At 65.1% G+C, this 16,638-nt stretch carries 14 protein-coding genes and 1 tRNA gene; 8 read left to right on the forward strand and 7 right to left on the reverse strand.

Going from position 1 to position 16,638, the window contains the following annotated elements; genetic code table 11:
- Window positions 1-226 precede the first annotated feature (226 nt).
- Window positions 227-312: transfer RNA gene (locus AB0T83_RS03460), tRNA-Leu, on the reverse strand.
- 274 nt (window positions 313-586) lie between these two features.
- Here AB0T83_RS03460 and AB0T83_RS03465 point away from each other — a divergent pair.
- Window positions 587-1,381 (forward strand): rhomboid family intramembrane serine protease, encoded by a 795-nt coding sequence (locus AB0T83_RS03465; RefSeq protein ID WP_366191593.1) that lies wholly within the window; start codon window positions 587-589, stop codon window positions 1,379-1,381.
- An 8-nt stretch (window positions 1,382-1,389) separates the two neighbouring features.
- On the opposite strand, the gene AB0T83_RS03470 is transcribed toward AB0T83_RS03465, so the two are convergent.
- Window positions 1,390-2,181, reverse strand: coding sequence for an inositol monophosphatase family protein (locus AB0T83_RS03470; protein WP_366191595.1), 792 nt, complete (start codon window positions 2,179-2,181; stop codon window positions 1,390-1,392).
- 85 nt (window positions 2,182-2,266) lie between these two features.
- Window positions 2,267-3,172 carry a LysR family transcriptional regulator gene (locus AB0T83_RS03475; protein ID WP_366191597.1) on the reverse strand — a complete coding sequence of 302 codons (906 nt, stop codon included), beginning with the start codon at window positions 3,170-3,172 and terminating at the stop codon, window positions 2,267-2,269.
- A 91-nt stretch (window positions 3,173-3,263) separates the two neighbouring features.
- Between AB0T83_RS03475 and metF the strand changes: the two genes are divergently transcribed.
- Window positions 3,264-4,130 carry a methylenetetrahydrofolate reductase [NAD(P)H] gene (metF, locus tag AB0T83_RS03480; protein WP_366191599.1) on the forward strand — a complete coding sequence of 289 codons (867 nt, stop codon included), beginning with the start codon at window positions 3,264-3,266 and terminating at the stop codon, window positions 4,128-4,130.
- 72 nt (window positions 4,131-4,202) lie between these two features.
- Here the strand turns inward: metF and AB0T83_RS03485 are convergent, their stop codons facing one another.
- Together AB0T83_RS03485 and AB0T83_RS03490 are read right to left on the reverse strand one after the other, a co-directional pair.
- Window positions 4,203-5,354 carry a hypothetical protein gene (locus tag AB0T83_RS03485; RefSeq protein ID WP_366191600.1) on the reverse strand — a complete coding sequence of 384 codons (1,152 nt, stop codon included), beginning with the start codon at window positions 5,352-5,354 and terminating at the stop codon, window positions 4,203-4,205.
- An 88-nt stretch (window positions 5,355-5,442) separates the two neighbouring features.
- Window positions 5,443-6,480, reverse strand: a complete 1,038-nt coding sequence (locus AB0T83_RS03490) for a T6SS phospholipase effector Tle1-like catalytic domain-containing protein (protein ID WP_366191602.1) — start codon at window positions 6,478-6,480, stop codon at window positions 5,443-5,445.
- A 203-nt stretch (window positions 6,481-6,683) separates the two neighbouring features.
- On the opposite strand from AB0T83_RS03490, the gene AB0T83_RS03495 reads away from it, so the two are divergent.
- On the forward strand, window positions 6,684-9,854 hold the full coding sequence (locus AB0T83_RS03495; RefSeq protein ID WP_366191603.1) for a valine--tRNA ligase: 3,171 nt from the start codon (window positions 6,684-6,686) through the stop codon (window positions 9,852-9,854).
- Window positions 9,855-9,894: 40 nt separating this feature from the next.
- Window positions 9,895-10,224: a DnaJ family domain-containing protein gene (locus tag AB0T83_RS03500; RefSeq protein ID WP_366191604.1), complete on the forward strand. Its 330-nt coding sequence runs from the start codon at window positions 9,895-9,897 to the stop codon at window positions 10,222-10,224.
- A gap of 2 nt (window positions 10,225-10,226) precedes the next feature.
- Here the strand turns inward: AB0T83_RS03500 and AB0T83_RS03505 are convergent, their stop codons facing one another.
- On the reverse strand, window positions 10,227-11,435 hold the full coding sequence (locus tag AB0T83_RS03505; protein ID WP_366191605.1) for a pyridoxal-phosphate-dependent aminotransferase family protein: 1,209 nt from the start codon (window positions 11,433-11,435) through the stop codon (window positions 10,227-10,229).
- 134 nt (window positions 11,436-11,569) lie between these two features.
- On the opposite strand from AB0T83_RS03505, the gene AB0T83_RS03510 reads away from it, so the two are divergent.
- On the forward strand, window positions 11,570-12,259 hold the full coding sequence (locus tag AB0T83_RS03510) for a tyrosine-protein phosphatase (protein ID WP_366191607.1): 690 nt from the start codon (window positions 11,570-11,572) through the stop codon (window positions 12,257-12,259).
- A 140-nt stretch (window positions 12,260-12,399) separates the two neighbouring features.
- Here the strand turns inward: AB0T83_RS03510 and AB0T83_RS03515 are convergent, their stop codons facing one another.
- On the reverse strand, window positions 12,400-13,098 hold the full coding sequence (locus AB0T83_RS03515) for a TIGR04283 family arsenosugar biosynthesis glycosyltransferase (RefSeq protein WP_366191609.1): 699 nt from the start codon (window positions 13,096-13,098) through the stop codon (window positions 12,400-12,402).
- Window positions 13,099-13,162: 64 nt separating this feature from the next.
- Here AB0T83_RS03515 and ygfZ point away from each other — a divergent pair, with 64 nt between their 5' ends.
- The 3 genes from ygfZ (at window position 13,163) to AB0T83_RS03530 (ending at window position 16,592) form a co-directional block, all read left to right on the forward strand.
- Complete coding sequence (ygfZ, locus tag AB0T83_RS03520; protein WP_366191611.1) at window positions 13,163-13,915, forward strand: CAF17-like 4Fe-4S cluster assembly/insertion protein YgfZ; 753 nt, start codon at window positions 13,163-13,165, stop codon at window positions 13,913-13,915.
- Between the two features lie 155 nt (window positions 13,916-14,070).
- Entirely contained in the window at window positions 14,071-15,291 is a 1,221-nt protein-coding gene (locus AB0T83_RS03525) for an aminopeptidase P family protein (RefSeq protein ID WP_366191612.1), read from the forward strand.
- A gap of 200 nt (window positions 15,292-15,491) precedes the next feature.
- Window positions 15,492-16,592 carry an ABC transporter ATP-binding protein gene (locus AB0T83_RS03530; RefSeq protein WP_366191614.1) on the forward strand — a complete coding sequence of 367 codons (1,101 nt, stop codon included), beginning with the start codon at window positions 15,492-15,494 and terminating at the stop codon, window positions 16,590-16,592.
- Window positions 16,593-16,638 lie beyond the last annotated feature (46 nt).

The raw sequence follows: 16,638 nt of genomic DNA on the forward strand, positions 1-16,638 counted from the left end.
CATCGCAGCCTACAACTTCGCCCGCAGGCTCAAGACCCTCAGCGGGCTTACGCCTTACGAATACATCTGCAAGATCTAGACTTCAGAACCAGATCGATTCATCCCAAATCCGATCCACCAAATGCCGGGACTGAACACCTAGACTTGGTCCAATGGGACCCTCAGCGGGATCACCCAGTCTAGCTTTTCAGAGCTCCCACCAAATCCTTTTTTTTACTGAGTAATTTGGTGCGGGCGGTGGGAGTCGAACCCACACGGGCATACGCCCAACAGATTTTAAGTCTGGTATGTCTACCATTCCATCACGCCCGCATCTGGCGTTGTTCCTCATTTTTCAGTTTCGGGCCAATATCGCGTCTAAAAACGGTCTCTTGGCCTCAACACCCTGTTCCGTATGCATTTTCCCGCACAGACTCAAGGATTTTAAGTCCCCTGTGTCACCCATTCCACCACGCGGGCCAGACCAGTCCGTTCGAGGTAAGCGGCGCGGGCGGCTGTGTAAAGACCGGGCGGTGGGGTGCGGCCCTGCGCAGCGCGCGGACACGGCGGCTTGATTTCTGCAACAGGGCGGCGCACCTGAGAAAGCATGATCCCCATCCGCGATCACAACCCGGCCACACGCACGGCCTATTTCACCTACGGGCTGCTGGCGCTGAACGTGGTGATCTTCCTGGCCTATGTGCCGATGTTCTCGGACCCGCGCCGCCTGACCGGGTTCTTCCTGACCTACGGCATCATCCCGGCGCAGATCGAGGCCGGCGGGGCCTATGGCACGCTGCTCACCTCGATGTTCCTGCACGGCGGCTGGATGCATCTGCTGGGCAACATGCTGTTTCTGCACATCTTCGGCGACAATCTTGAGGATCGGCTGGGCCACCTGCGGTTCGGCCTGTTCTACCTGGCCTGCGGGCTGGGCGCGGGAATGATCCAGGTGCTGGCCGATCCGGGTTCCACGGTGCCGGTGGTGGGCGCCTCGGGCGCCATCGCCGGGCTGATGGGCGGCTACCTGCTGATGTTTCCGCGCGCCCGCATCGACATTTTCGTGTTCCTGATCGTGCTGGTGCGGATCATCCCGGTGCCGGCCTGGGCCATGCTGGGGCTGTGGTTCGGGTTGCAGGTGTTCAACGGGCTGGGCACGCCCTCGGATGTGGGCGGGGTGGCCTATTGGGCCCATGCGGGCGGCTTCGTGCTGGGGATGGTGCTGATGGTTCCGTCCTGGATCCGCGCGGGCGGGCCCGCTTTCTGGGCCCGCACCAATGGCCATCCCGACAACCCCGAGGCGCGATATCGCTTCGCCCGCAGCCCGGTGCCCCGGGTGCGGCGCCGCCGCGCACCGCCCGAGATAAGCCGCGTGCCGAGGGTGCCGAAACGCAAGGGATGAGTCCCCGGTTATGCGCCGCGAATGGCCTTGATGAAGGGCTGGCTGAGCGGATCGTTGACGGCGATCAGGCTGCCGGACTCCAGCAGGCTCTGGCCCTCGCGGATCGGCTCGACGAAGCCACCGGCCTCGCGCACGATCAGCAGGCCCGCCGCGATGTCCCAGGCGTTCAGCCCGCGCTCCCAATAGCCGTCGTAGCGGCCCGCCGCCACATAGGCCAGGTCCAGCGCGGCAGCGCCCCAGCGGCGCACCCCGGCACAGACCGGCAGCACCCGCGCCAGATCCTGCAAGGACGCCGGCAGCGTGTCGCGGCCGCCGAAGGGCAGACCGGTGGCGAAAACCGCCTCGATCATCCGGCTGCGGCCCGAGACGCGCAGACGCTGGCTCTGGTTCAGCCAGGCGCCCTTGCCTTTCTCGGCATAGAACATCTCGTCCTTGGCGGGATCGAAGACCACGCCCGCCACGATCTGGCCCTTGTGTTCCAGCGCCACCGAGACCGCCCAATGGGGCATCCCGTGCAGGAAGTTGGTGGTGCCGTCCAGCGGATCGACGATCCAGCGCCGGGTCGGGTCTTCGCCGTCCTGGCCGCCGCCTTCCTCGCCCAGCCAGCCATAAGTCGGCCGCGCGCCCAGCAGTTCTTCCTTCAGGATCTCCTCCGCGGCGATATCGGCCTTCGACACGAAGTCGCCGGCGCCTTTCATCGACACCTGAAGGTTCTCGACCTCGCGGAAATCCTTGACCAGCGACCGCCCAGCCTTGCGGGCCGCCTTGATCATCACATTGAGGTTGGCACTGCCCTGCATGATCGCGCTCCGTTGTTTCAAACGCCGCGTATAGTCGCCGCACCGAACAGCGTCCAGTCGGCGGGGGCGAAAAGTTGCAGGCGCCTCACACCCGCAGCAATTTCACCGGCTCGCTGCGGGCCAGCCGCAGCACATGCGCCATGTAGGGGCGGGCCAGGTCCTCGGTCCGCGTGGCCGCATACAGGCGGCGCGTGATCCCCGTCGCGGTCAAGGGGCGTATGGCATACTCGGGGTTGGCCCGCACTGCCCGCACCACCCAGTCGGGCAACACCGCCACCCCGCGATTCGACGCCACCAGCATCAGGATCACCGCCGTCAGCTCTACCTGACGCACCGCGCGCGGGGTTACCCCCGCGGGCGTCAGCAACTGGGTAAACACATCCAGCCGCGCGGCATCGACGGGATAGGTGATCAGCGTCTCGCCACGGAAATCCCCGGCCTCGACCCAGGGCTTTTCGGCCAGCGGGTGCTGGGCGGCGCAGATGAACACCGGGTCATAGTCGAACAGCGGCGCAAAGGTGATGCCGTCCAGATCCTCGGGGTCCGAGGACACCACCAGATCGACCTCGGCCTTCTGCAGCGCCGGCAGCGCGTTGAACGACAGGCCCGGGCGGATGTCCACGTCGATATCGGGCCAGGCGCGGCGGAAACTTTCCAGCACCGGAAGCAGCCAGTCGAAACAGGCATGGCATTCGATGGCGATATGCAGCCGCCCGCTGCGCCCGGCCTCGTCACCGCGCAGCTCTTCCTCGACGGCCTCGATCTCGGGCAGCACCCGCTCGGCCAGCCGTAACAGCTTCTGCCCCGAGGCCGACAGCCGCATCGGCTTGGCCCGGCGCACGAACAATTCGACCCCGGCCAGCGTTTCCATGGCCTTGATCTGATGCGACAAGGCCGATTGCGTCATGTTTAGCGTGTCGGCGGCCCGCCCCAGCCCACCGGCCTCATGGATGGCCCGCACGGCGCGCAGATGCTTCAGCTCCAGATACATTATGCAGATCCTTCATAACCTTCTTGAGGATTATGAATTTGTTTCACCACCAAATCCATGGCATGTCACGATCAAACGTAGAGGACATGTGATGACACAGCCGCGAATCTCTTTCGAATTCTTCCCGCCGAAGTCGCTGGATGCCGCGTTCCGCCTGTGGGACACGGTCCAGACGCTGGCGCCGCTGACCCCAAATTTCGTCTCGGTCACCTATGGCGCCGGCGGCACCACCCGCAAGCTGACCCATGAAGCGGTGGCGACGATCCACAAGCACTATGGCCTGAACGTGGCCGCGCATCTGACCTGCGTCGACGCCACTCGTGCCGAAACCCTGGAAATCGCCGAAGCCTATGCCCTGGCCGGCGTGACCGAGATCGTCGCCCTGCGCGGCGACCCGCCCAAGGGCACCGATCATTTCGTGCCGCACCCGGACGGATTTGCCGATTCCTGCGAGCTGATCTCGGCGCTGGCCGACACCGGCAAGTTCAAGCTGCGCGTCGGCGCCTATCCGGACCCGCACCCCGAAGCGACCAATGCCGATGCCGATGTGGACTGGCTGAAGCGCAAGATCGACGCCGGCGCCCATTCCGCCATCACCCAGTTCTTCTTCGAGGCCGAAACCTTCCTGCGCTTCCGCGACCGCTGCGCCGCCGCCGGCATCGACGCGCCGATCATCCCCGGGATCCTGCCGATCGAAAACTGGGACGGCGTGCGCAAGTTTGCCCTGCGCTGCGGCACCCATGTGCCCGCCGAGCTGGACACCGCCTTTGCCGCCGCCAAGCGTGACGGCCGTGAAGAGCTTCTGGCCACGGCCCTCTGCACCGAGTTGTGCAGCGATCTGCTGGAGGAAGGGGTCGAGGACCTGCACTTCTACACCCTGAACAAGCCGCATCTGACCCGCGACATCTGCCATGCCCTGGGCGTGACGCAGGAAAGCTCGCTGGAAAAAGTCGCCTGAGGCCAGACATCGAAGGGCCGCGCTGCGCCAGTCCGGAACACCCCGGACCTGCCGCACGCGGCCTTTTTCCGTTCAGGCCGTGTCCGACGATGATTTCGGGGGCGGCGCGGCTCTCCAATCCGGCGGCAGCGTGTAGGCTTCGCCGTTGGTGGCCTGCAGGATCTCCTCGACGACGGCGCTGACTTCGTTCCCGGCGCGATTGCTTTCTGCCTGTGTCGGGGGCGGCAGAGTCTCGCGATTCTTCGAGGTGCCTTTCCAGCTGCTCAGGATCTTGGTCAGGTTCGAAAGCCCGTCGAACACGCGGTACCAGAACGGCCCGCCCAGACCGATCAGGATCCCGGCCAGAAGCACGTTTACGATCCACAACACCAGGCCGTTGTTGTCCGGCGGGCAGACACGCGACTCCCCTTCTTTGGCGAACAGATCGCAATAGGGATAGTACTTGGCCCCGATCGGCAGGGTGCCGTCCGCGGTCAGCGGCTCAAGGCTGCTGGCGGCGACCTGAAACGCTTCGACAACTTCCTTGTCTTGCGGTGTCGCCTCGGCGCCCAGGGCATTCAAGGCGCTCACCGCCTCCTGCGCGTCGGCGATGATCTGCTCGGGGTTGGCGATCAGTTTCTCGCGCACATCCACGCTGGTGCTGAAATGCGCCACAAGCCGCCCGGCGTGCACGTTGAACACGAAGGCAAAGACGATCGCCACCAGAACCGCCGTGCGATTGGCGACGATCCGATGACGTTCCGAACTCAGCGCCTTGTGCCGGGCATAGCAGCGCAGCACAATATTCCACTGATCCCTTTGTCTGGCAATGTCGTCTGGCGCCCCGGCCTTGATCGCCTCGCCCAGCGGATTTTCCGCCATCCGGGTCGCCAGCCCCGTCAGGGACAGGTTCTCGACCCGCTTGTAGTCCTTGCTCTTGATCTGGTTGTTGACTTGCGGATCCCATTTGGACCGGTTGCAGGTCAGATCGTCGGTCATACCCTCGATCCAATCGTCCAGGTCCAGCGGTCCCTTCCCGGCGCCGGCCTTGTCGCGCGCCGTCTGAAGGAATGTCGCGCGGCCGTGCCGCGCATTCAGATCCCGCAACATGCTGCGCACGCTGTTGGCGACATAGCGCCGCCGCAGCGCCATGCTGCGCAGAATGGTTTCGACCAAGGCCGAGACGACGGATGAAAACAGGATCATGGCGACGGTGAAGGCCAGCCCGACTTCCAGCATTTCCATTGCAGTACCCTCCGCTTACGACAGACAGCTTGCGCGCCTGAAGGTATTGCCGCAACGGAATCTTGACCTGAAACCCGTGGTCTTCCGGTTATCCTGCCTGCGCCAGCGGCAGATCCTCGGCCCCGGGCACCTTGCGGGTGTTGCGCGCCGTCGGATGCAGGCTTTCCGACGGGTCGCGCCCGACCACCCGGCGCTTGCGCAGCGGGAACATCAGCGACCAGCCGCGCCAGCCGGAACTGGGGGCCTCGGCATCCATCGGATAGCGCGCGCGCCAGTCCTCGGGCAGCACCAGCCCACAGGCCTCGGCCTTCTCCAGCATCCAGACCAGCGGGATATTGGCCAGCGGCCGCGCCGCGTGGAACCCTGCCAGCTGCCCGCCGATGTCACCATGGGTGCCGCGGAACCAGACCTGCTCCACATGGCCGGTCCAGCCTTCCGGACAGGTCCACAACTGCGGCTCGAACGCCGCGCGGGTCTCATGCAGGGCCAGCGCATGAAAGCCGTGGCGGATGTGGTGGCCCAGATGCGTCGAATGGAAATCATGCGCCTTGTCGGTCAGTTCGGCCAGCACAGGAAACCGCCATCCCAGCGCCTTCACCGTGTCGAAAACGCCGACCATCTCGATCTCCACCCCCGGACGGCAGAATTTCTCGGCGAACAGCCGGGCGTGGCGGCCGTGGGGGTCGGTCTCATAGTGGCGGTACAACTGCCGGATCATCCGCTCGGTCGCGCGATGCGGTTTCAGCAGCCCGACCCGGTCGATGACGCCGGCCAGCGAACGCGCGGCGAACGCCCCGCGCGAATAGCCGAACAGGAAAATCCGGTCGCCGGGCTGATAGCGCGCGGCCAGGAACCCATAGGCGCGGCGGATCTGCCGGTTGATGCCGCGCCCGGTCAGCACATCGGTGCAGGACCGCCATTGCCGCCACTGGATGCCTTCCTCGTAATAGACCGAAGGCCGGTCGGCGGCGGGCAGATCCATCAGCAGCTTGAAGATGCGCCCGGCATTGGTGCTGCGCCCGGCGTCCAGCGAACTCAGCGTGCCATCCAGAATCACCACATGCGTGCGCGGGGCATCCCCCGCCCGCCGCTGTGTGGTGATATACCGTGATGCGCGCCCGGCCACGCTGACCTTCCTTTCGCTTCCATTCCAGAACCAAGATAGGTCGCGATCCCTTAACAAGCGATGCCCCGGCCCATCATAATCACTCACAAATTGTGCAGGGGCTGTAACAGGCGTGGCGCGCAGCCCCGGTGCACCGCCCCCTTGGCCTTGGCCCGCGCATTCGCTATGCCGACGCGCAACGCTTGAACTCGGGGACCAGACGCATGGCAATGGAAAAGACCTTCAACGCGGCCGAGGCCGAGGCGCGGATCAGCCAGGCGTGGCAAGACACCGGCGCTTTCCGGGCCGGGGCCAACAAATCGCGCGATGACAGCTTCTGCGTCATGATCCCGCCGCCCAATGTCACCGGCGCGCTGCACGTCGGCCATGCCTTCAACAACACGCTGCAGGACATCCTGGTGCGCTGGCACCGGATGCGCGGCTTCGACACCCTGTGGCAGCCCGGTCAGGACCACGCCGGCATCGCCACCCAGCTTCAGGTCGAAAAGAAGCTGAAGGCGGAAAGCAACCTGCGCCGCACCGACATGTCGCGCGAGGATTTCATCGCCAAGGTCTGGGAATGGAAGGCCGAATCCGGCGGCACCATCATCGAGCAGCTGCAGCGTCTGGGCTGTTCCTGCGACTGGGACCGCAACGCCTTTACCATGGCCGGCGCGCCGGGCGATCCGCGCATCGGGCACGAGAACTCGCCCGATTTCCACGATGCCGTCATCAAGGTGTTCGTGGACATGTACGAAAAGGGCCTGATCTATCGCGGCAAGCGGCTGGTCAACTGGGATCCGCATTTCGAAACCGCGATCTCGGATCTTGAGGTCGAGAACGTCGAGACGCCGGGCCACATGTGGCACTTCAAATACCCGCTGGCGGGCGGCGAAACCTATGAATACGTCGAGAAGGATGAAGACGGCAACGTCACCCTGCGCGAGACCCGCGACTATATCTCGATCGCCACCACCCGGCCCGAAACCATGCTGGGCGATGGCGCTGTCGCGGTGCATCCCTCGGACGCCCGCTACGCGCCGATCATTGGCAAGCTCTGCGAGATCCCGGTCGGCCCGAAAGACCACCGCCGCCTGATCCCGATCATCACCGACGACTACCCCGATCCGACCTTCGGCTCGGGCGCGGTGAAGATCACCGGGGCGCATGACTTCAACGACTATCAGGTCGCCAAGCGCGGCGGCATCCCGATGTACAACCTGATGGACACCAGGGGGCACCTGCGCGCCGATGGCCGCCCCTACGCCGAGGAAGCCGCCGAAGCCCAGCGCATCGCCAACGGCGAGGCCGAGTTCACCGAGGCCTCCATCGCCGCCATGAACCTCGTCCCCGAGGAGTACCGCGGACTGGACCGCTTCGAGGCGCGCGAAAGGGTCGTGGCCGACATCACCGCCGAAGGGCTGGCCGTGATGACCACCTCGGACGATCCGCGCCTTGGCAAGCCGAAGAAGAAAAAAGGCGCCGAGGCCGAAGAGGTCACGCAGGTGCCGCTGGTGGAAGCCAAGCCGATCATGCAGCCCTATGGCGACCGCTCGAAAGTGGTGATCGAGCCGATGCTCACCGACCAGTGGTTTGTCGATGCCGACAAGATCGTCGGCCCGGCGCTGGACTCGGTCCGCGAAGGCCGCACGGTCATCATGCCCGAAAGCGGCGAGAAGACCTATTACAACTGGCTTGAGAACATCGAGCCGTGGTGCATCTCGCGCCAGCTTTGGTGGGGCCACCAGATCCCGGTCTGGTACGGTCTGAACATCTGGCCCGAACCCAGCGAGCTGGGCCCCGAGGAAGGCGATCTCGACGACGTCGAACTGTTCCGCCTGCTGCGCGAGGGCAGCTACAACCACGCGGCCCCCACGCACCATTGCGCCGCCGATCTGGAGGCCGTGTCGGAAAAGTTCCGCCGCGATCTGGCCAACCTGCCGACGCCGCTGCATGTGGCCCGCATTGTCGAGGTTGCGGACTATCAGGCCGCCGTGCATCTGCTGGCCGAAAGTCTGGCCGAATACAATGTCAGCGACGACCCGACCCATCTGGTCTACCCGGTCTGGCGTGACCCGGACGTGCTCGACACCTGGTTCTCGTCCGGCCTTTGGCCGTTCGGCACTTTGGGCTGGCCCCAGAAGACGCCGGAACTGGCACGCTACTTCCCGACCTCGGTGCTGATCACCGGGCAGGACATCCTGTTCTTCTGGGTCGCCCGGATGATGATGATGAGCCTCGCGGTGATGGACACCGAACCCTTCCACACCGTCTATCTCCACGGGCTGGTGCGCGACGAGAAGGGCAAGAAGATGTCCAAGACCACCGGGAACGTGATCGACCCGCTGGACATCGTCGATGAATACGGCGCAGACGCGCTGCGCTTCACCAACACCGCCATGGCCTCGCTGGGCGGGGTGCTGAAACTGTCGAAGGACCGCATCGCCGGCTATCGCAACTTCGGCACCAAGCTGTGGAATGCCGTGCGCTACGCCGAGATGAACGAGGTCTACGGTGCCGATGGCAGCCATACGCCAGCCATACACGCACCAGACGCCAGCCAGACCGCCAATATCTGGATCATCGGCGAAACCGCCCGCACGCTGGATACCGTCGACGCGGCGCTGGACAGCTACCGGTTCAACGACGCGGCGCATGCGCTTTACGGCTTCGTCTGGGGCAAGGTTTGCGACTGGTACGTTGAATTCGCCAAGCCGCTGCTGGCCTCGGACGATCCCGCCGTGGTGGCCGAAACCCGCGCCACCATGGGCTGGGTTCTGGACCAGTGCATGATCCTGCTGCACCCGATCATGCCCTTCATCACCGAAGAGCTGTGGGGCCTGACAGCCAAGCGCGACGACCTGCTGGTGGTCTCGGACTGGCCGACCTACAAGGCCTCGGAATTGCTGGACAAATCCGCGGATCGCGAGATGAACTGGGTGATTTCCCTGATCGACGAGATCCGCTCGGTCCGGGCCCAGATGCATGTGCCCGCCGGTCTGAAACTGGAGCTGCTGCAACTGGAACTGGACCCCGCCGGGGCCGAGGCCCTGTCGCGCAACGCCGCCCTGATCCGGAAACTGGCGCGGATCGAAAAGATCAACACCGTCAGTGACTTGCCCAAGGGCTGCGTGACCGTCGCGGTGGAAGGCGGCACCTTTGCCCTGCCGGTGGCCGATGTCATCGACGTGGACGAGGAACAGGCCCGCCTCGAAAAGACCCTCGGCAAGCTGGCCAAGGATCTGGGCGGCCTGCGCGGCCGTCTGAACAACCCCAAGTTCGTCGAAAGCGCCCCCGAAGAGGTGATCGTCGAAACCCGCGAGTTGCTGGCCGTCAAAGAAGACGAGGAATCCCGTGTGAAAGCGGCGCTGGCGCGTCTGGCCGAACTGGGCTGAGGCCCTTGGAAAACAGGCGGATCATGCCCATCTTGTGGGCATGATCCGTTCGCTCGCCACGCTCACCGAAAGCCGCATTCGCCGCGCCGAGGCCGAAGGCAAGTTGTCCGGCCTGTCCGGCGCGGGCAAGCCCTTGCCCTATCGCCCTGGCGACGCGCTGATCGATGCGGGCACCGCCGTGGGCCATCGCCTCATGGCCGAAGCCGGCGCCCTGCCCGAAGAAATCCGTCTCAAGCGGGCCCTGGATCAGGCCCTGGCCGCATTGGCGGATGCGGCCCCCGAACACCGCAAGGCGGCGATGTCAAAGGTTGCGGACCTGCAAATGAAACACGCCATCGCGCAGGACGCCCGACGCAAATTTCTGAGGTGATCTCAACCGCTTGCCCCGGCACAGACTCGCGCGGCGGCGTCCAGTGCTCCGGCTCCATGCGGGATGTCCAGCGCCACCAGCCCGGCCTGAATGCTGGCCAGCACCCCCAAAACCATATGCGCATTCACATGCCCCATATGCCCGATGCGGAAGTACCGGTGCCACTCCGGGTTGCCGGGGGCAACCATGCCCAGCCCGATCCCCAGTGTCACCCCCGCCTGTTGTTCCATCCAGTCGCGCAGGCGCGTGCCGTCCTCGGCGGACACGGTATTGAGCGCCGTCACCGCGTGGCTGCGCGCGCCACGATCAGCAATGTTCAGCAGCGGCCCTCCCCCGGCCTGCCACGCCTCTGCCGCGGCCCAGACGCAGCGGGCCAGGGTGGCATGACGCGCCAGCGCGTGGGGAAGCCCTTCCTCATGCACCAGCATGGTCAGCGCCTCACGCAGGGCGAACAGGTGATGGGTCGGGGCGGTGCCGCAGAACAACTGGTAGAACAGTTCGGCCTCGGTGCGCGGGGTCCAGTCCCAGTAGAGCGGCACGCGGTCCAGCCCCTTGCGCACAGTGTCGGCACGGTCGTTGAAAAAGACGAACCCCAGACCGGGCGGCGTCATCAGCCCCTTCTGGCTGGCGGCGATCATCACATCGACACCCCAGGCATCCATCTCGAAAGGATCGCAGCCAAGGCTGGCGATGCAATCCACCATCAGCAGCGCGGGATGGCCCGCCGCGTCCTTGGCCCGACGAAGGGCGGCAATGTCGTTGCGCACCGAGGTGGCGGTATCCACATGCGCCACCAGCACCGCCTTGATCTTGTGTCCTGTGTCGGCCCGCAGCGCGGCTTCGACCCGGTCGGGATCCATCGCCCCGCGCAGCCCGAAGTCCATGACCTCGACCTCGGCCCCCATGGCGCGGGCCGCATCGCCCCAGCCGGCGGCAAACCGCCCGGTGCTCACCACCAGCAGCCGATCCCCCGGTGTCACCAGATTGGCCAGCGAAGCATCCCACAACCCGTGCCCGTTGCTGATGTAGATCGCCACCTTTCCATCGGTGCGCGCCACGGCCTTCAGATCGGGCAGCAGGCTGTCGACCAGACCGACCAGTTCGCCGGCATAGATGTTGGGTGCGGGGCGCTGCATGGCCTGCAACACGCGGTCGGGCATGACCGAAGGGCCGGGGATGGCCAGATAGGGGCGACCTTGCGACAGAGTCATTGGAAAACCTTTCAAACACGCCTGAAAACAGGTAAGCGGGCGCATCCCCAAGGTCAATTTGCCCGCAGCCACCGCCGCGGACCCGGACCGGGCCGCGTATGCAAGAGTCCCCGAGTGGCGAGTTGAGAGACACGATGACGAACAGCCTGAAGTCGAAGTTCCAAAAGGTCGAACGCGCCCTGCGCGACCGCTATGGCCGGGACATCTCGACCCCGAAGGCGCGGCGGCACGCGTGGTGGCATTTCCAGCTTCTGGACCATGCCTTCCTGCGCACCCTGTGGTGGAACCTCGAGGAAATCGCGCCGGGCGTCTGGCGGTCGAACCAGCCGTCTCCGAAACGGCTGAACATCTACAAGAAGCGCGGCATCGTCAGCGTCATCAACCTGCGCGGCCGCAACCGGCAGAGCCCCTTCCTGTTCGAGCAGGAAGCCTGCGCCAAGCTGGGCCTGACCCTGCACAACATCACCCTGAGCGCCCGCAAGCTGGCGCCGCGCGACGACATTCTGGCGCTGCTGGAGCTGTTTCGCACGGTCGAATGTCCCTTCGTGATGCATTGCAAGTCCGGTTCCGACCGCGCGGGGTTTGCCTCGGCGCTGTATCTGGCGGTGATCGAGGGGAGGCCCGTGGCCGAGGCGCGGCGGCAGTTGCACTGGAAATACCTGCATCTGTCCAGCACCGACACCGGCATTTTGGATCATGTCTTCGACGTCTACGAGGCCGAGGCCGCCCAGACCCCCATCGAGTTGGAGGACTGGCTGCGTACCCGCTATGACCACAAGGCGCTGACCGCCAGTTGGAAGGCCTCGCGCGGGGAGGACGGCTGAGACCGGCCCCCTGCGGGCGCCGGGATTTCGGGCCTCCGGCGGGAGTTTTTTCGACAAGAAAAAAATTGCGCGCCGTCTTGAAAATGGTGCGGGGCGCGGTGCAAGCGCGCCCTGGCGGAGCCGCAACTGTCACGCCCCACCTACTGGGTGTTCCGGTCCGGATCGTAGCCACGCGCCAGGTCCGCCGGATCAGCGCCGTGACGAAACCGGGCGCGGCGCCAGAGGTTCCGGGCCGATTGGCCGATCCAGCCGTTCTCGCGATAGCGCTCGGCCCCGGTCAGGGCGACAGCGGGCAGCGGGCGCAAACGGCCTTTCAGGGCGCGGGCCAGCACCACGTCCTCCATCAGGGGAATATCCGGGTAGCCGCCCATCTTCTGGTACAACGCACGGGAGATCAACAAGCCCTGATCGCCAAACGGCATGTCGCACAGGCGTGCACGCAGGTTTGCGCCCCCGGCCACCATGCGCGGCGCCATACCGTGCTCCCGGAAGCCAAGGCGGAAAAATCCGGCCTTGTCGGGATGGGCTTCCAGATGCGCAACAACCGCCTGTGTCCAGCCCGCGCCCAGATGGGTGTCCGCATGCAGCATCAGCAGCCAGTCGCCGCTGGCCGCTGCAACCCCGCGCTGCAACTGGCCGCCGCGTCCGGCCGGGCCTTCCAGCCATTTGGCGCCGACTTCCGCCGCAAGCCGTTGCGTGGCATCGGTGGAGCCACCGTCGGAGATTACAAGCTCGCGGATCAGTCCCTCGCCCAGACCGGGCATCAGGTGGCGCAGCGTGTCGGGCAGTTGGTTTGCCGCGTTCAGGGTTGGGATCACCACCGAAATCGGTGCGCGCATCGCAGGCTCTTTCTTCTGTTTGCCATTCCCCTGTATGACGGGTGCGCAGGACAGGGGAAAGCCGATGACCACGACAGACCGTCACATCCTTGAGGTAACCGGCGCCGACGCGGAGCCATTCCTTCAGGGGCTGGTGACCAACGATCTGGCCGGGCTGCAGCAAGGGCTGGTCTATGCCGCGCTGCTGAGCCCGCAGGGCAAGTATCTGGCCGATTTCTTCCTGGCCCGGCAGGGCGGGGCCATCCTGCTGGATGTGGCCGCCGGGCTGGCACCGGGCCTGTTAAAGCGCCTGAGCATGTACAAGCTGCGCGCGGCGGTGGAGATCGCGCCGTCGCCTCTGGGCGTAGCGCAGGGGCTGGGCAAGGTCCCCGAGGACGGTTTCGCCGACCCGCGCCACCCGGCGCTGGGGTGGCGGGCCTATCGGGCGGCACCGACGGAGGGCATCGACCCGGCTGAGTGGGATCGCCTGCGCGTCGCCCATGCCATCCCTGAAAGCGGGATCGAGTTGATCCCCGACGAGACCTACATCCTGGAAGCCGGGTTCGAACGCCTGCACGGGGTGGATTTCAAGAAGGGCTGCTATGTCGGCCAGGAAGTTACCGCGCGGATGAAACACAAGACCGCGTTGCGCAAGGGGCTGGCCCGTGTGGCCATCGACGGATCTGCCCCCGTTGGCAGCGAGATCACGGCGGACGGCAAACTGGTGGGCCGTCTGTTCACCCAGTCCGAGGGCGAGGCGCTGGCCCATCTGCGCTTTGACCGTGCGGGCGGCGAAATGCAGGCCGGGGAAGCGCGGCTGCGGCTTCTGGAAACCTGACAGCGCGGCGGGCTTGACCGCAGGGCGCATGGGGGCCTAGCGTCGGCGGGTCAGCGATGGCGTCGCTGATCAGGGCTGCGCGCCCTGCCGTTCAGTCCTGAACGCCGGGATATCCGCCCCGGCCCAAGCCCGGGGCCCGATCTGGACCATGCGCCATGACCGATCTGTCCGATCGTCCCCAGTTCTTCACCAGCCACAATGGCCAGAAGGCCCCCCTGCCCTTTCCTGCTTCTGAATACGCCGCGCGGCTTTCCCGCCTGCGCGCGGTCATGGACCGGCGCGATATTCCGGCGGTGCTGATGACCTCGATGCACAACATCGCCTATTACTCGGGGTTCCTCTATTGCAGCTTTGGCCGCCCCTATGGCTGCGTCATCACCCAGGACCGCTGCACCACGATCTCGGCCAATATCGATGCGGGCCAGCCCTGGCGGTGCTCGGTCGGGGACAACCTGATCTACACGGACTGGAGCCGCGACAACTATTGGCGCGCGGTGGCCCAGGTGCTGGGACCGGTTTCGCGGCTGGGGATCGAGGCCGATCACCTGACCCTGCAACAGCGCGACAAGCTGACAGCCTTTCTGAACAATCCCGAAACCCCCGACATTGCCGCCGACGCCATGCACCTGCGCCTGAAGAAATCACCCGGCGAGATCGCCCTGATTCGCGAAGGCGCCCGGATTGCCGATCTGGGCGGCGCCGCCATCCGCGACGCCATCCGCCCCGGCACGCGCGAGATCGACGTGGCCATGGCCGGCCGCGATGCGATGGAGGCCGAGATCGCCCGCGCCTTTCCCGACAGCGAAATGCGCGATACCTGGGTCTGGTTCCAGTCCGGGCTGAACACCGACGGCGCCCATAACCCGGTGACCACCCGCACCCTGCAACACGGCGACATCCTGAGCCTGAACACCTTCCCGATGATCTCGGGCTATTACACGGCGCTGGAACGCACGCTGTTTCTTGGCGACCCCGACCCGGCCTCGCGCCGGATCTGGGAGGCCAATGTCGCCATTCACGAACTGGGCCTGTCGCTGATCAAACCGGGCGCCACCTGCGCGGGCATCTGCGCCGAGTTGAACGCCGCGCTGGCCGAGATGGACCTGCTGCAGTACCGCTCGTTCGGATACGGCCATTCCTTCGGCGTGCTGTCGCATTATTACGGACGCGAGGCCGGTCTGGAGCTGCGCGAGGACATCGACACCGTGCTGGAACCGGGCATGGTGGTGTCGATGGAGCCGATGCTGTGGATCCCCGAAGGCCAGCCCGGCGCCGGCGGCTACCGCGAGCATGACATTCTGATTGTCGGCGAAACCGATGCCGAAAACATCACCGGCTTTCCCTATGGTCCGGCCCACAACGTGATCGCGCCATGACGATTCGAATCGCGACAGGCTGCCGGTTTCATGCAAAGCTCGCAATGTTTTCAGGGCGCCAAGAAAGCGTTCATACCTATACCCGCAAGCGGTTTTTAGCAACATATCCGGTTCTTTGGTTGTAACTCGGGCCGGGACGCGTTTTGATTTGGAAAACCGGACGGCACGACACGAACGGACAAAAACAGGGAGCCGAGTTCTTGGCACGAGACCAGACCAACGACGCCTTCGTCGAATTTCAACGTGTGCAGAAAAGCTATGACGGCGAGACCCTCGTGGTGAAGGATCTCAACCTGTCGATGCCCAAGGGCGAGTTTCTGACAATGCTGGGCCCGTCCGGGTCCGGCAAGACCACTTGCCTGATGATGCTGGCCGGCTTCGAGACCGCCACCCATGGCGAAATCCTGCTGGACGGCAAACCCATCAACAACATCCCGCCGCACAAGCGCGGCATCGGCATGGTGTTTCAGAACTATGCGCTGTTCCCGCATATGACCATTGCGGAAAACCTGTCCTTCCCGCTGGAAGTGCGCAAGCTGGGCAAACCCGAGCGAGAGGCCAAGGTCAAACGCGCGCTGGACATGGTGCAGATGGGGGCCTTCGGCGGCCGTCGCCCGGCGCAGCTTTCGGGCGGCCAGCAGCAGCGGGTCGCATTGGCCCGCGCACTGGTGTTCGAACCCGAGCTGGTGCTGATGGATGAACCGCTGGGCGCGCTGGACAAGCAGCTGCGCGAACACATGCAATTCGAGATCAAGCGCATTGCCGACAACCTGGGCATCACGGTGGTCTATGTGACCCACGACCAGACCGAGGCGCTGACCATGTCGGACCGGGTCGCGGTGTTCAACGATGGCCGCATCCAGCAGCTGGCGCCGCCCGACGACCTGTACGAGCATCCCGACAACAGCTTCGTGGCGCAGTTCATCGGCGAGAACAACACGCTGGAAGGCACCGTCAAGGAGATCAACGACAAGATCGCGCTGGTGCAGCTGGACGATGGCGAGGTGATCGACTGCATGCCTGTCAACGTCACCAAGGCCGGCGAACGCACCCGCGTCTCGATCCGCCCCGAGCGGGTGGAAACCAGAAAGGAACGCCTGAACCCCGACGCCCACCTGCTGAAGGCAGAGGTGCTGGAGTTCATCTACATGGGCGACATCTTCCGCACACGACTTCGGGTGGCCGGCAATGACGATTTCATCGTCAAGACCCGCAACGCCCCCGATACCGTCCGGCTCACCCCCGGCGAAACCATCGAGATCGGGTGGCTGCCGGAAGACTGCCGGGCGCTCGACGCCTGAGCACCGGGACCGCGGGCTCAACCTCGCGATCCCCCAACCAACAAGA

Origin of the sequence: Meridianimarinicoccus marinus (assembly GCF_040689105.1) — a bacterium.
In the GTDB taxonomy this organism is placed as follows: domain Bacteria; phylum Pseudomonadota; class Alphaproteobacteria; order Rhodobacterales; family Rhodobacteraceae; genus Meridianimarinicoccus; species Meridianimarinicoccus marinus.